This window comes from Polynucleobacter sp. MG-28-Ekke-A2, assembly GCF_035012985.1.
Classification (GTDB): domain Bacteria; phylum Pseudomonadota; class Gammaproteobacteria; order Burkholderiales; family Burkholderiaceae; genus Polynucleobacter.
In genome coordinates this window covers 198,954-212,691 of record NZ_JAYGQU010000002.1, presented here as the reverse complement: position 1 = coordinate 212,691, position 13,738 = coordinate 198,954, and the positions used below count along the sequence as shown (strand labels likewise).

Annotated in this window: 17 protein-coding genes; 6 read left to right on the top strand and 11 right to left on the bottom strand. The window is 45.2% G+C overall.

Translation table 11 applies throughout. The features are described from left to right. Positions 1-40 precede the first annotated feature (40 nt). Positions 41-286, top strand: coding sequence for a type II toxin-antitoxin system Phd/YefM family antitoxin (locus VC188_RS02810; RefSeq protein ID WP_072583304.1), 246 nt, complete (start codon positions 41-43; stop codon positions 284-286). Here VC188_RS02810 and VC188_RS02805 read toward each other — a convergent pair. Genes VC188_RS02805 through VC188_RS02780 form a run of 6 tightly spaced genes read right to left on the bottom strand, consistent with a single transcriptional unit; the run spans position 283 to position 3,854 of the window. Then, complete coding sequence (locus VC188_RS02805; RefSeq protein ID WP_323482944.1) at positions 283-894, bottom strand: riboflavin synthase; 612 nt, start codon at positions 892-894, stop codon at positions 283-285. The genes VC188_RS02810 and VC188_RS02805 overlap by 4 nt on opposite strands. Positions 895-920: 26 nt before the next feature. Continuing rightward, positions 921-2,039, bottom strand: a complete 1,119-nt coding sequence (gene ribD, locus VC188_RS02800; RefSeq protein WP_416350482.1) for a bifunctional diaminohydroxyphosphoribosylaminopyrimidine deaminase/5-amino-6-(5-phosphoribosylamino)uracil reductase RibD — start codon at positions 2,037-2,039, stop codon at positions 921-923. A gap of 17 nt (positions 2,040-2,056) precedes the next feature. Then, entirely contained in the window at positions 2,057-2,662 is a 606-nt protein-coding gene (locus VC188_RS02795; protein ID WP_323482942.1) for a GspH/FimT family pseudopilin, read from the bottom strand. After that, on the bottom strand, positions 2,610-2,939 hold the full coding sequence (locus VC188_RS02790; RefSeq protein WP_323482941.1) for a hypothetical protein: 330 nt from the start codon (positions 2,937-2,939) through the stop codon (positions 2,610-2,612). The genes VC188_RS02795 and VC188_RS02790 overlap by 53 nt, the downstream gene beginning before the upstream one ends. Then, on the bottom strand, positions 2,936-3,523 hold the full coding sequence (locus VC188_RS02785; protein ID WP_323482940.1) for a hypothetical protein: 588 nt from the start codon (positions 3,521-3,523) through the stop codon (positions 2,936-2,938). The genes VC188_RS02790 and VC188_RS02785 overlap by 4 nt, the downstream gene beginning before the upstream one ends. Before the next feature lies 1 nt (position 3,524). Beyond that, the gene (locus VC188_RS02780) at positions 3,525-3,854 is read right to left on the bottom strand and encodes a hypothetical protein (protein ID WP_216190772.1); all 330 of its coding nucleotides are present in this window, start codon (positions 3,852-3,854) and stop codon (positions 3,525-3,527) included. Between the two features lie 122 nt (positions 3,855-3,976). Here VC188_RS02780 and ribBA point away from each other — a divergent pair, with 122 nt between their 5' ends. The 4 genes from ribBA (at position 3,977) to VC188_RS02760 (ending at position 7,756) form a co-directional block, all read left to right on the top strand. After that, positions 3,977-5,107, top strand: coding sequence for a bifunctional 3,4-dihydroxy-2-butanone-4-phosphate synthase/GTP cyclohydrolase II (gene ribBA / locus VC188_RS02775; RefSeq protein WP_323482939.1), 1,131 nt, complete (start codon positions 3,977-3,979; stop codon positions 5,105-5,107). A gap of 35 nt (positions 5,108-5,142) precedes the next feature. Next, positions 5,143-5,658: a 6,7-dimethyl-8-ribityllumazine synthase gene (gene ribH / locus VC188_RS02770; protein WP_323482938.1), complete on the top strand. Its 516-nt coding sequence runs from the start codon at positions 5,143-5,145 to the stop codon at positions 5,656-5,658. A 5-nt stretch (positions 5,659-5,663) separates the two neighbouring features. Then, positions 5,664-6,173, top strand: a complete 510-nt coding sequence (gene nusB / locus VC188_RS02765) for a transcription antitermination factor NusB (protein WP_215321446.1) — start codon at positions 5,664-5,666, stop codon at positions 6,171-6,173. Between the two features lie 110 nt (positions 6,174-6,283). Beyond that, positions 6,284-7,756: an NAD-dependent succinate-semialdehyde dehydrogenase gene (locus VC188_RS02760; protein ID WP_323482937.1), complete on the top strand. Its 1,473-nt coding sequence runs from the start codon at positions 6,284-6,286 to the stop codon at positions 7,754-7,756. Positions 7,757-7,780: 24 nt separating this feature from the next. On the opposite strand, the gene trmB is transcribed toward VC188_RS02760, so the two are convergent. From trmB to VC188_RS02740, 4 genes are read right to left on the bottom strand one after another with little or no spacing between them, the layout of a single operon-like run. Then, positions 7,781-8,587 carry a tRNA (guanosine(46)-N7)-methyltransferase TrmB gene (gene trmB / locus VC188_RS02755; RefSeq protein ID WP_323482936.1) on the bottom strand — a complete coding sequence of 269 codons (807 nt, stop codon included), beginning with the start codon at positions 8,585-8,587 and terminating at the stop codon, positions 7,781-7,783. 2 nt (positions 8,588-8,589) lie between these two features. Continuing rightward, a complete protein-coding gene (locus tag VC188_RS02750) occupies positions 8,590-9,525 on the bottom strand; it encodes a UDP-glucuronic acid decarboxylase family protein (RefSeq protein ID WP_323482935.1) in 936 nt (311 codons plus the stop codon). A gap of 35 nt (positions 9,526-9,560) precedes the next feature. After that, positions 9,561-10,025 carry a DUF2721 domain-containing protein gene (locus VC188_RS02745; RefSeq protein WP_323482934.1) on the bottom strand — a complete coding sequence of 155 codons (465 nt, stop codon included), beginning with the start codon at positions 10,023-10,025 and terminating at the stop codon, positions 9,561-9,563. 39 nt (positions 10,026-10,064) lie between these two features. Continuing rightward, on the bottom strand, positions 10,065-10,910 hold the full coding sequence (locus VC188_RS02740) for an undecaprenyl-diphosphate phosphatase (RefSeq protein ID WP_215321441.1): 846 nt from the start codon (positions 10,908-10,910) through the stop codon (positions 10,065-10,067). A gap of 120 nt (positions 10,911-11,030) precedes the next feature. On the opposite strand from VC188_RS02740, the gene VC188_RS02735 reads away from it, so the two are divergent. After that, positions 11,031-12,656, top strand: coding sequence for a TolC family protein (locus tag VC188_RS02735; RefSeq protein WP_323482933.1), 1,626 nt, complete (start codon positions 11,031-11,033; stop codon positions 12,654-12,656). Here VC188_RS02735 and waaC read toward each other — a convergent pair. Beyond that, positions 12,653-13,720, bottom strand: a complete 1,068-nt coding sequence (gene waaC, locus VC188_RS02730) for a lipopolysaccharide heptosyltransferase I (RefSeq protein WP_323482932.1) — start codon at positions 13,718-13,720, stop codon at positions 12,653-12,655. The genes VC188_RS02735 and waaC overlap by 4 nt on opposite strands. Positions 13,721-13,738: the final 18 nt, after the last annotated feature.

Sequence of the window (13,738 nt, the reverse complement as noted above, 5' to 3'; positions counted from 1 at the left end):
ATGCCAATTAAGATTTAAGCGATTTAAAATTACAAGTCACATGGATATTGCAGACATACTTCGCATCAAAACCACAGTCAGCATGGCTGAGCTAAAACGCAATCCTAAGAAGATTATTGGTAATGCAGACGATCTACCTATGGCCATCTTAAATAGCAACAAACCTAAGGCTTATCTTTTGTCAGCTAAGGCATATGAAGTGGTACTTGATTTTATTGATGATGCCTCACTAATAAAAACTATCAAGGCTCGTAGGGGTGGCAAAACTATAAAAGTAAAGATTTAAGCCTTATTAAGCATTCTAGCTACATAGCGCGCAATCAAATCTACTTCAAGATTTACCGCATCACCTTGCTTGAGATTGCCCAGGGTAGTGTTTTCCAAGGTGTGGGGAATAATATTGATATCAATGACGCAAGAAGTTGCTGAGTCTTCGGTCTGATTGACTGTGAGCGATACACCATTCACAACAATAGATCCTTTGTAAGCCAAGTATTGCGCCAGTTCTTTTGGAGCTTCAATACGCAGCAACCAAGAACCATAAGCGTCATTAGCCACTTGAGAAAAGTGCGCAACCTTGCCAACACCATCTACGTGCCCACTCACTAAATGTCCGCCTAGGCGATCATTTAAACGCATGGCCTTTTCGAGGTTGACTGGACCGACCTTATCAAGACCAATCGTTTTATTCAGAGACTCACGAGAAATATCTAAGGCAAAAGAATCGCTGGTTAACTGGGTAGCTGTCATGCAAGCACCTTGAATGGCAATGCTGTCACCCAAGGCAACATCATCCAAATAGCCAGATGGAACCTCGATAATTAAATGCAAGCCATCGCCCTTTGCTTGAGCGCTCTTAATTTGACCAACAGCAGTAATGATTCCAGTAAACATAGGGGGATTTTAGTTCCGAATGATTCTTATTGCTTTTTAACTAGGCGTAAACGAAGATCTGGGCCAAATAGACTGTGATCTATCGCTTGCCATTCTTGCTTGCTTTCCAAGGAGCTCAAGGGTGACACATTGGCCATACCAATACCATCACCCATTAGGAATGGGGCGTAGTAGAGCAGTAGCTCATCTACACAATCTTCTCTGAGCAAAGAACCATTGAGCTTAAAGCCTGACTCAATATGAATCTCATTCATCTCACGCTCTTTAGCTAAATACGAGAATAGCTTTGGCAGATCCACCTTGCCAGATGGGTTAGCCATAGCAATAACTTCTATACCGCGCTCAGTAAATACTTGCGCTTTTTTCTGCATTTCAGGGCTGTCCAAGTTGGCACAAACAATGATGATGCCTGATTGATCAATGTTATTGAGAATCTTTGCTGCCAGCGGCGTTTCTAATTTGGAATCAACGATGATGCGCCAAGGTTGACGCTCAGTTTGAATATCTCGCACATTGAGGGTGGGATCATCTTCTTTAACAGTGCCTACACCAGTCACAATGGCACAAGCTTGCGCACGCCAATGATGGCCATCTGCTCTCGCTAATGGTCCGGTGATCCATTGACTACGGCCATCAGGCAAAGCTGTTTTGCCATCCAGGGTCGCAGCGATTTTCATGCGCACCCAAGGCAAGCCTCTAGTCATCCTTGAGATAAATCCTGGGTTCAATGCCCGTGCTTCTGCCTCCATTAACCCGCAATGTACTTTGATGCCAACAGCTGTTAAACACTCCAAGCCTTTACCCGCAACCAAGGGATTGGGATCAGACATCGCTACAAATACGGCTTTCGGTTTTGCAGCAATCAATGCATCAACGCATGGGGGAGTTCGCCCAGTATGACTGCAGGGCTCCAGCGTTACATAGATGGTTGATCCCGCAGGATCATTTCCGAGTGATTTGGCATTCGCTAGGGCTTGTATCTCAGCATGAGCACTGCCTACCTTCTGAGTAAAGCCCTTACCAATAACTTTGTCATCTTTAACAATGACACAACCCACTCTAGGATTAGGGTTCGATAAATAAAGTGCTTTTTGAGCCTCGGCTAAAGCCTTACTCATAAACTGGTGGTCAACTGCGCTGTACATAGGGTCTATTAAACCATTCAATGGCAGCGCTTAGTATCTCTAGCGGGGTCGCAGATGCGCCAGCGACCTCCACTTCCCAAAATCATTTGGCGCTCCAAGTCGGGAGCCCTGCTGTGACCCAGGATCAATCGATTGGCCACAAACCCGCCTTGAGCCGTTTTTGCCGCACCGGCGGCATTAAACAAAATGCTCTTCTTGCCAGAATTGGGATCAATAAATTGCTTACCTCCGCCCTTAAAGTAAATGGGGTCGATGCCTCCCTGCAAAAACCAGGGCTTTTCAATACAACCTGATTTGACTGCCTTACCGATGCAGCCGCTTTTAACTACCCACCCCGACTCCCATCGATCGTCAGCAATAGGCGCAAGGCGCACGGGTTGCCCTAAATACAAAGCTTGCTGACGAGCAAAGTGCGCATGAGCAATAAACCTTCGAGCGATAGTTTCGATTTCTCGTGCGGCAATTTGTTCTTGCAATAAAGGCATAGTCATCATCGCAACAATGGCAATGAGCAAAACCACAGCCATTAACTCCAAGAGACTAAATCCGGATTTTGAATCTAGCTTGAAGTTATTCAAAAACTTGTCGCCAGTTAATACGAGTGACCGTGCCAGTTGTTTCATCAATCACAACGCCAATCTGAATGGCTGGTTTTTCTTTACTGGAAATCAACCAACGATTTTTTCCTACTGATTGAATAAAACAAGCATTCTCTTCGAGATTAGCCAGATCAGTTAAATTGTTCTCACAGTCTAAGACCGATTTTTCAGCAGCAAGAAAATGATTTTGGGCCACTTCCATTGTTTTTACTTCTACGATACGTAATGCATTCAACCTCTCTAAATAAACGATAAGAGATGAACAGAGCAAGAGTAGCGATATCACCCAAGCTAAAATCACAAGAGATTCCTCGTCGCAAAAGTTCGCTCGAGATCTAAGTTGAGCTTAGCCCCATCAGTCATTTGTAGCCTGATCTTAAAAAGTCTTGGTGCCGATGATTGCTGGTCTTGAGGGAGATTCAACTCATCTATCAGAAGGCTGTTCACGCCATTCATTAAGGTGGTATTTTGTATGCGGCCCTGGCGATCGAGTGACTGACAAATTAGCGAACCACCATTGACTTTTTTGCCTTTTGGAATACCTGCCTGACGATCCACCAAGAATCCTTGCATGGCCAAATTATTTTTGGTGCGATCTTGAGTCAGTACATTTCCAATGCAATCAAAATCTGTACTAGCGGATAATTCATGACGAATGATCAGTGAATCCGATCCTCGGAATCCCGATCTTTTTTCGACCTGAAGCAATGAGCTATCATTTTTTTGATGCCTTATTTTTTGTCTTGACTTCTGACTTAGAATTTGAGCGTCTTGAATATTTCGATAACCCGCTATACGAATAGCTCGGCCAATTAATTCAAATGCACGATCTGCTTCTGAAATTAGCGCTTGTGATTTTTCATACTCAATTTGCTTGATTACCAAATCAGCGCTTGTTTTTAATAGTGGGTTGAGTAGCAATGCGCACAGAGCGATCCCGACCAGACATTCGAGTAGACTCATAACTTAAAGCTTTATTGGGTAGATTGAGATTGATCCTGCTTTGCTCCTGCATTTCAAAAGCATCTGAATCCTTTCTAAGTTGCGCTCTTTTGCTCTCTTGTTGAGTCAGGGTTAAGGCCAGGCGCTGATAAACACCCGCCGATGCCATCCAGACCCCCAAAATCATGCTCATGGCCACCAAAACCTCTAACAAAATAAATCCCCGGCAATTCATAGGTCCGAATGCTGGGTTGGAGGTCTTTTTAGGAGGCATCGCCCATTTTCAAAGGCAGTCTTGTGAACTGAAACTCCCATCTAAGGCTCTTGCTGTCAGAAACACGGGATATTAAGGTGGGACAGCACTGTAAAGGGCTCCTGAGCTTAAAATAGAGGGCTATGCCAAATACCCTTGCCTCCACCGAAGAAATTATTGCTGAGCTTAGCGCCGGCAAAATGGTGATCCTCGTCGATGAAGAAGATCGTGAAAACGAGGGCGATTTAGTTCTGGCCGCCGATCACGTTACAGCTGAGGCCGTGAATTTCATGGCAAAACATGGCCGTGGATTGATTTGCTTAACCCTGACACGCGAGCGTTGCCAACAACTGAATCTTCCTTTGATGGTTCGTGATAACGGCACATCAATGGGAACGAATTTCACAGTCTCTATTGAAGCAGCCAGCGGAGTGACTACTGGTATTTCAGCAGCTGATCGCGCACTTACAATTAAAACTGCCGTGGCACCAAGCGCCAAGCCCAGTGATTTAGTTCAGCCTGGCCATATTTTTCCATTGATGGCACAGCCTGGTGGGGTACTTATTCGCTCAGGACATACTGAAGCGGGCTGCGACTTAGCAGCAATGGCTGGATGCTCACCGACTTCCGTGATTTGTGAAATTATGAAAGACGATGGCAGCATGGCACGTCTTCCAGATCTTTTGGAATTTGCAAAAGAGCATCAATTAAAAATTGGCAGCATTGCAGATCTCATTCAATACCGTAGCCAACATGAAAGTATTGTGGTTCGTGAAGGTACTCGTGAATTCATTACCCCTTGGGGAAAATTCCAAGGGATTGTTTATCGCGATACTCCTAGCTCATGCATTCATATTGCATTAGTGCATGGCAAGCCTTCTGAAGCTCAAGAAACCTTAGTGCGCGTGCATGAGCCGGTCACTGTTTTGGATTTCCTGGACTCCAACGTCAGCACCCATTCATGGCCGCTAGCCAAAGCGTTGGAAGAACTTGCTTCTGCCCCTACTGGCGTTGCGGTACTCCTCAATGCCTCTGGGATCGCTGCTCCGAACGACCAAGATTGGTTGGCACAGTTCCAGAAACTGAATCAATCCCATGAAGAAGCCAAGAAACCGTTGACCAGAAAAACTGATTTCAGAAGCTACGGTATCGGCGCCCAAATCTTGAAAGATATCGGCGTTGGCAAAATGTGCTTGCTTGCAAATCCAAGCCCTGTGCCTAGCCTATCTGGTTATAAGCTCGAAGTTACGGGTTACAAGCCGTACACTTCTTAAATTCCATTAAAGCCTAAATATTTTTAAAGATTGATATGACGAGTTCCACTAATGATTTTGTAGGTGTATTAGAAGCTGATCTCAACGGTCAAGATCTCCGCATTGGTGTTGTGCAAGCCCGCTTTAATGAAGATCATTGTGTTGCCTTAACTAATGCCTGCATCAATGAATTGATTTCTCTTGGGGTTTCTCAAGCAGATATTAAATTGGTTACCGTTCCTGGCGCACTAGAAATTCCGTTTGCCCTCCAAAAAATGGCAGAGACTGGTGAGTTTGATGGCTTAGTGGCCCTAGGTGCTGTTATCCGCGGTGAGACCTATCACTTCGAATTAGTATCCAATGAATCCGCTTCCGGCATCACCCGTATCTCAATTGACTCTGGATTACCAATCGCCAATGGCGTACTCACTTGCGACACTGATGAGCAAGCCCAAGCCCGTGTTCAAGTAAAAGGCGCAGAATGTGCTCAAGCAGTAGTGGAGATGGCAAATTTAGCCTTGGCATTAACTCCTGATATTGATATCGAAATCAACTCGAGTGAAGAAGAATAATTCGCATGACCACATCTAGCCAAAACCCACTGAACCCACAAGCTAGTAAGGAAGTGAAGCCAGCTCCAAAGCGCTCATTAACACCACGTCGTCGCGCTCGTGAATATGCCCTCCAAGGCGTTTATCAAAGCCTGGTCATGCGTCGTGCTGGCAGCATTCCCAATGGTGCTGCCATTGCTAAGCAGCTTGCTGAAGATCCCGCGTTCCGTCGCTGCCAACTCGAGCTTTTTCAAGGTATTTTTGATGGTGTACTGGCTCGCACTGATGAGTTGGAGGCCATTATTACTCCGGCGCTAGATCGCCCAATTAATGAGCTCTCACCAGTTGAGCATGCGGCTTTACTGATTGGCGCCTATGAGCTAGCTGTCGACCTTTCCGTGCCTTATAAAGTAGCAATCAACGAAGCAGTCGAGCTTGCCAAAACCTTTGGCGGCACAGACGGCCATAAATATGTCAATGGCGTACTAGATCTACTCGCCCAGAAGCTCCGCGCTACCGAGACTCAGGCAGGCTAAACACTTCCTAACCAGTGGTAAAGCATCCAGCCTTCAGGCCCTTAAAGCTTGGAGGCTATTTTATTTATTGAGGGATAAAATGACCTACATCTATACCGAGGTCAGACAACATGCAAAAAGTAGACATTCGTAGTCAACTGAAAGATTCCAGTCTCTTTAGAGAAGAGGCTTTTATTGATGGTCAATGGATTGGCTCCGCAAATACCTTTGCCGTTTCCAATCCCGCCACCGATGAGACCATTGCAACGGTAGCCAATCTAGAAACCAAAGATGCTGAGCTCGCCATCTCCGCAGCTGAAAAAGCACTTCCAGCATGGCGCAGCAAATTAGCCAAAGAGCGGGCGCACATCATGCGCAAGTGGTTTGACCTCATTATTGAAAATATACAAGATCTTGCAAAGCTCATGACGCTTGAGCAAGGCAAGCCTCTCAGTGAAGCTGCTGGTGAAGTGGTTTATGGCGCCTCATTTGTAGAGTGGTTTGCTGAAGAAGCGAAACGTGTAGAAGGCTCCATTCTGGGAACGACCTGGAGTGACAAGCGCCTCATGGTCTTAAAGCAGCCGATTGGTGTATGCGTAGCTATTACGCCATGGAACTTTCCGATTGCGATGATCACGCGCAAGATTGCACCTGCATTAGCGGCAGGATGCACCATCGTGATTAAGCCCGCTGAATTAACACCACTATCTGCCTTAGCCCTAGCTGAACTTGCGAAGCGCGCCGGCATTCCGGATGGGGTAATTAATATTGTGACTGCTGATGCAACTCAATCTATTGTGGTTGGTAAAACACTTTGCTCCTCACCAACAGTGCGCCATTTATCTTTCACAGGATCCACAGAAGTGGGCCGAATCCTGATGGAGCAATGCGCCCCCACCGTTAAGAAGCTTGCCCTTGAGTTGGGTGGACACGCACCGTTTATCGTCTTTGAAGATGCAGATATCGATGCTGCAGTCAGTGGCGCTATGGCTTCTAAATTTAGAAACTCTGGGCAAACTTGTGTATGCGCAAACCGTTTTTATGTTCATAAAAAGGTGCATGATCAGTTTGTCGAAAAGTTTGCCAAGGCACTAGCCATCATTAAGGTCGGCAATGGCATGGAGGCGGGCATTACTCAAGGCCCTTTAATTGAAACTGCCGCCCTTGAAAAAGTACAAAAGCATGTTGCTGATGCATTAAGTAAAGGCGCCAAGCTGATCACTGGTGGTAAGCAATCTATTGAAGGTAGGAACTTTTATGAGCCAACTATTTTAGCCAACGTAAATAGTCAAATGTTGATTACTTATGAAGAGACCTTTGGCCCGATAGCGCCGATCATTCCTTTTGAGAGTGATGAAGAAGTCATAAAGTTAGCCAATAGTAGTCAATTTGGCCTAGCATCGTATTTTTATAGTCGTGATATTGGTCGCGTGTGGAAAGTGGCTGAAGCCTTGGAATACGGCATGGTAGGCGTCAATACTGGATTAATCTCTAACGAGGTTGCTCCCTTTGGCGGTATCAAGCAATCCGGACTGGGACGTGAAGGCAGCGCCTACGGAATGGATGAATACCTTGAGATGAAATACGTCTGCGTAGGCTTATAAGCTTCAGTATTTAATGCTCTTGGTTTATTTTTTCCTGTAAACCAAGTCCCAAACACCGTGGCCCAGCTTGATGCCACGGTTTTCAAACTTCGTTACTGGGCGATAGTCTGGGCGCACGACATAACCCTGATGCTCGGCATTGAGCTGTTCAGGGGTGGGCTTGAATTCATTGTAAACCTCACCGGGCTTAGCAATATCGTCAGCAGTGAAAGTTTCCACTTTCATTAATTCGCGAGAAGTATTTTCTAAAGTAGTTTCAGCATTCAGAACCAAGAGCATTTGCTCAGCATAGTTGTGCCAATCGGTTGCTAGATGCAAATAAGCACCAGGCTTTAATCTGGAAACCAAAAGCTCTACGAACTCAGCCTGGATTAAACGACGTTTTTGATGCCGCTTCTTATGCCAAGGATCAGCAAAGTAAATATGAATCCCATCCAAAGAATTTGGTGCAAGCATGTTCTCTAAAACCTCAACAGCATCATGACGTATTAGTCTGAGATTGGTAAGATTGTTTTCGCCAATGAGCTTAAGCAAGGCACCGACGCCAGGGGGATGAACTTCAATTGCTAAAAAATCATCTTCTGTTCTGAGATCTGCAATCTTGGCAGTCGTCTCACCCATGCCAAAACCAATTTCCAATATCTTTGGTTTAGTTGAGCCGTTAAATGCTTCGATTAAATTGAGATTAGACGCTTGATAAGGCAGTAAAAACTGAGGGCCTAATTCCTCAATTGCGCGTTGTTGACCAGCGGTAGTTCTTCCAGCCCTTAAAACAAAGGAGCGAATTCGCTCATCAAAGCGTTTCCCAGATACAGTGCTATTTTCAACCACTACTAGCCCACAACTTTCTTAAAGTAAGCAATCGTCTCTTTAAGACCATCTTCTAAGTTGACCTTAGGCTGCCAACCGAGCTTAGCTTTTGCTAATTCGATATTAGGCTGGCGCTGCTTAGGATCATCCGAAGGTAGTGGCTGATAAACGATCTTAGATTTACTGCCTGATAACTTCAGAATCGTCTCAGCTAATTGAAGCATAGTGAACTCACCTGGGTTGCCAATGTTTACGGGTCCCGTGAAGCCTTGTTCTGAGTTCATCATTTTGACCATAGCATCGATTAAGTCATCAACATAGCAAAAACTTCTGGTTTGCTGGCCATCACCATAAATCGTGATGTCTTTGCCTTGCAATGCTTGAACAATGAAGTTACTCACTACACGGCCATCATTGGGGTGCATGTGTGGGCCATAGGTATTAAAGATGCGTACGACCTTGATGTCTAAGTTGTGCTGACGATAATAATCAAAGAACAGGGTTTCAGCGCAGCGCTTGCCTTCGTCATAGCAAGAGCGAATACCAATCGGATTAACCTTACCCCAGTACTCTTCTGGCTGTGGATGGACTTCGGGGTCGCCATATACCTCACTAGTTGAAGCTTGCAAGATACGGGCTCTGGTTCTTTTGGCAAGTCCGAGCATATTAATGGCGCCATGCACACTCGTTTTGGTAGTTTGTACTGGATCGTATTGATAGTGCACCGGAGATGCTGGGCAAGCAAGATTGTAGATTTGATCCGTTTCCACATAGAGCGGAAAGGTGACATCATGACGCATAAGTTCTAAACGAGAATTAGGTAATAAATGCGCTAAGTTCTCTTTAGTGCCTGTGAAATAGTTATCAACAACCAAAACATCATTACCCTCTTTGAGGAGTTTCTCAGTTAAGTGAGATCCCAAAAAGCCAGCGCCGCCGGTGATGAGGATTTTGTTCATAGTTAGTCTTTTTTAAAAAAGGATATTTAAATGCGTTAGCTATTAGTCTTTTTTGGGGCATTCCAACCCGCTGAGCGATAGGCATAAACAACCTCTGCCAGAACAATGGATAAAGATGTCATAAAAAAGATGAGGCCCAGTACAAATGTCCAAATGACATAAGACGTCTGTAAAGAACGCACCGCGCCCGCCTGAAAGAAGAATAATTCGAGCACTGTTAAGGAAATAAACACGCCACTGAGGACATCAAAAAAGATGGCAGCGGTACAAAGGCGGCCTCTAATTTGGGCCTCATCAGCCTCTTTATTCATGTGCAGCAGTATTGCCGCATCTTTTACCTCACCCAGATTAATGGAGTGTCGGATTGCACGCATACGGTCGACCGAGCGGGCTAAGCGTCCTGAAATCGCATTAATCAAAGTTGCTACAGCCGTTAGTAAAAATACAGGGGCAAGTGCCAGCTGAATATTATTAGTAATTGCGTCTATTGATACATCCATATTTAATTCCGTTTATTTTGATGAAGGACGTTGGTTAGATCAGTGAGACCAAGCAATCAACCCGCTGTAAGCAGTAAATAACACTAGCAATCCAAATGCGATGCGATACCAGGCAAATGGAATGAAGTTATGGTGAGCTACATAATGAATTAACCAGCGCACACAAACAAATGCTGAAATAAACGCAGCAATAAAACCCACAATAGTAGCGAGAGTAAATTCTCCAGAGAAGGCTACCGGCGCTTTCCAGAGCTTAAGGAGCTCATAAGCAGTGGCACCGCCAATAACTGGGATAGCCAAGAAGAATGAAAACTCCGTTGCTACAGCACGAGGCAGTCCAAACAACATACCGCCAATAATGGTTGCGCCCGAACGCGATGTCCCCGGAATCAATGCAGCACATTGCGCCAATCCGACTTTGAGTGCATCCAAAGGAGTGAGGTCATCTACTGATTTAATGTGACTAGATACATCGGCCCGGTTTTGTTGGCGACGTTCTGCCCAAAAAATAATGAGTGCCCCCACAATGAATGCGCCAGCTACTGGAATCGGGGAAAACAACACTGCCTTAATATGCTTGCCAAATAAGAATCCCAGACCCATAGCCGGAATTGAGGCGATCAAGAGATTGAATACAAAGCGTCGCGCAATAGCGCTACCGGTAAAAGAGGTAGCAACTTTGATGAGCTTTTGACGAAACTCCCAGCAAACCGCCAAAATGGCGCCAAACTGAATAATGACCTCAAAGGCTTTGCCTTGATCATTATTAAAGTCGAGCAAATCTCCGACCAATATCAGATGCCCGGTACTGGATATCGGCAAAAACTCCGTTAATCCCTCGACCACCCCCAGAATGACTGCTTTTAGTAACAAGATTAGATCCATAGACCAAATTTTATAGGTATATAGAGACAACTCAGAGGATTTGGCAAAATAGTGTCTAAATAAGCATTTTGAATAAATTAGCCTTAAACTGCATGGCACATTGAAAAGTATCTGAATTACATGACCCCATCCCGCTTTAGACTTTCTAGACTTACCGCCTTTGGTTTGATCCTAAGTCAATCACTCGGTCTTGGCACATGGTCATTTCAGGCATTAGCCCAAAGCCCCACTTCCGCCGCAAGACCTGCCTTGCCCACCCCCATGAGTGCATCTACCCTGATTGGGCTGGAGCAACCACCACAGATAGCCCCGCTACCCAATAAAACCGCATTACCGGATAACGCAACTCCATCCTACCTGGGAAATAGCAAGTCTAGCGATAACAAGACTCAATTTAACGACCTCATTCAACTCTATCAAGATGCTGCATTTAGTGATCCGGTGTTGAATGCTGCACGCTTTAACTATCAAGCCAGCAAAGAACTCTACTGGCAGGGCCTCTCTCTATTGCTCCCGCAAGCGAATGCAACGCCTGGTGGTACACGCTACTATCAACATGGAGCTGGGACAACAGTAGTCTCAACAGGTGCAGGCAACTCTCGTGTATTTGATCAAAAAAACTATACTGTCACTCTCACGCAGCCTGTTTTTAACGTAGCAGCCCTCGAGGCTTTTAAGCAAGGTGATCTGAATACCAAGATTGCTGATATGAATTTCTTTCAGGCGCAGCAAGATCTTATTCTGAGAGTTTCACAAGCTTACTTTGATGCACTGACAAGCCAAGACAATGTAGCACTCTATCGCAATAAGAAGGATCTGATTAAGCAACAGCTAGATATTGCTCAAGCCAAGTTTGACGCAGGCCTTGCAACTATTGTGGATGTCAATACAGCCCAAGCTAGCTACGACCTTACTACCTCCCAAGAAATTGCTGCGCAAGCAGATTTAGTTGTAAAAAAGGGGGTTCTAGAGCAATTAGTAGGCCACCCAGTTGGTCCACTCAAACCCTTGGTTAAAGCAGCCAAAATTGATGGTGTACTGAAAGATCCGCGTAGCAAAAGCAAAGAAAACAAAAGCGCTCCGCTAGTGGATAACGTCAATCCGATACTGCCACCTGGCCAAACTTTAGATGACTGGATTAATCAAACAGAAGCTGCAAATTTCAAGGTATTAGCAAGCCAGTTATCAGTGACCTTATCCGAAAGTACTTATCGCGCTGCTCAGGCCTTGAACTATCCCTCAGTCAATTTAGTGGGCACCTCCGGCTATAACACCTCCAACGGCACGCCAAATAATTACTCGCCTTCACAGACTAACGTTTATAACAACACCCTTGCCTTGCAGATGACCATTCCATTGGTGTCAGGCGGGTTCAATAGCTCCGTCATTCGACAGAATGCTGCATTAGTAGATACAGCAAAAGCCAATTATGACAATGCGAGACGTACTGCGGCTCAAAATACGCGTGCTGCGTTCACTGGTTTCTATGGTGGTTTAGCCAGCGTTAAAGCCTATGAAGCTGCTGAGAGATCTGCAGAATCTGCTGTGGAATCAAGCCGCCTAGGCTTTCAGGTTGGGACCTTAATTAATATCGACGTATTGATTGCGGTCGATACCTTATTTACCACACGCTCTCAGTTACAACAAGCGCGCTACAGCACAGTTTTAAATGCGCTCAAGCTTAAAGCAAGTGCCTCAACCTTGTCTGATGAGGATTTAATGGCAATTAATTCTTTATTGCGTTAACTCAGCAAACTTAAAGAAGTTTCAATGACTTCTGCCACCTGTGGTGGCGCCTGCATATCACCCACATTGCGAATACTATTAGACCAGTAACCTTCGGTCTTCCATCTTGGTGAATCACAATAAATTTCTACTGTAGGTTTACCTAAAACAGCTGCAAGATGTGTGAGGCCCGTATCAACACCCACTGTCAGTGCGGCACCTGCGATCACCGAAAAAGCTTCCTGAATTGAAAATGCTGGTGGCACCAAGGCATTCGGAACGTGCAAAGCAATTTCCTTGCTCACAGCTTGCTCGGCCGCATTGCCCCAGGGGAGCACAATCTGATAACCACTACTAGCTAGCTCATTGCCCAAAGAAATCCAATGTTCATTGGACCAACGCTTAGCTTGTCTAGCAGTCGAATGAAAACACAAAACATAAGGTGACTTTAATTCTTTTAAGACCTCACCTGAATTGACGCTCAGAGAATCAACGTAATCCTTTGGATAAAACTGAGGCGCAATAGTGCGATCAACTAAGGGCCAATCAAAAGCCGAGCACGTAACCCAGCGCGAACGATCTACTGCATGACATTGCATTGGGACTTGCACAGACTGGTTATAAAACAATCGGGCAATCGGCTCATACCCGGAAAATTCTGTTGCATTGGCGAGCCCTGAAATCACAGCGTTTGAACTCTTTTTAGCTAGAGCACAAACAATGGCTGATTTAAGCAGGCCCTGAGTCTCAATAATCACATCGTAAGAAGTTGCCTGAAGCTCTTTTTTGAATGCAAAAAACTGCTGCCAAGTAGAGAGCTTAAATAAATTCTTTTTCCAGCGACGTAAACCAAATGGAATGATGCGATCAATTCCGCTAAAGCCATTTTTACTGAGAAGTGGTTCAAGCAAATGAACATAACCCTCTTCAACTACCCAATCAATTTGCGCATGAGGCAAACGTCTACGAAGATCCCAAACAATCGGTAAGTTGTGCAGCACATCCCCTAAGGAGGAAAGCTTTACCAACAAAATCTTGGGATTGGACGGGAGACCCTTTGAGTAGGTCGAAGATAAATCACTCATATGAGGATTATCTTATCT

Coding starts and splice junctions, on each gene's coding strand:
- ribH (WP_323482938.1), top strand. CDS start 5,143: ATGACGAGTTCCACTAATGATTTTGTAGGTGTATTAGAAGCTGATCTC.
- nusB (WP_215321446.1), top strand. CDS start 5,664: ATGACCACATCTAGCCAAAACCCACTGAACCCACAAGCTAGTAAGGAA.
- VC188_RS02745 (WP_323482934.1), bottom strand. CDS start 10,025: ATGGATGTATCAATAGACGCAATTACTAATAATATTCAGCTGGCACTT.
- ribBA (WP_323482939.1), top strand. CDS start 3,977: ATGCCAAATACCCTTGCCTCCACCGAAGAAATTATTGCTGAGCTTAGC.
- VC188_RS02795 (WP_323482942.1), bottom strand. CDS start 2,662: ATGAAACAACTGGCACGGTCACTCGTATTAACTGGCGACAAGTTTTTG.
- waaC (WP_323482932.1), bottom strand. CDS start 13,720: ATGAGTGATTTATCTTCGACCTACTCAAAGGGTCTCCCGTCCAATCCC.
- ribD (WP_416350482.1), bottom strand. CDS start 2,039: ATGTACAGCGCAGTTGACCACCAGTTTATGAGTAAGGCTTTAGCCGAG.
- VC188_RS02760 (WP_323482937.1), top strand. CDS start 6,284: ATGCAAAAAGTAGACATTCGTAGTCAACTGAAAGATTCCAGTCTCTTT.
- VC188_RS02805 (WP_323482944.1), bottom strand. CDS start 894: ATGTTTACTGGAATCATTACTGCTGTTGGTCAAATTAAGAGCGCTCAA.
- VC188_RS02750 (WP_323482935.1), bottom strand. CDS start 9,525: ATGAACAAAATCCTCATCACCGGCGGCGCTGGCTTTTTGGGATCTCAC.
- VC188_RS02735 (WP_323482933.1), top strand. CDS start 11,031: ATGACCCCATCCCGCTTTAGACTTTCTAGACTTACCGCCTTTGGTTTG.
- VC188_RS02810 (WP_072583304.1), top strand. CDS start 41: ATGGATATTGCAGACATACTTCGCATCAAAACCACAGTCAGCATGGCT.
- VC188_RS02780 (WP_216190772.1), bottom strand. CDS start 3,854: ATGCCTCCTAAAAAGACCTCCAACCCAGCATTCGGACCTATGAATTGC.
- VC188_RS02740 (WP_215321441.1), bottom strand. CDS start 10,910: ATGGATCTAATCTTGTTACTAAAAGCAGTCATTCTGGGGGTGGTCGAG.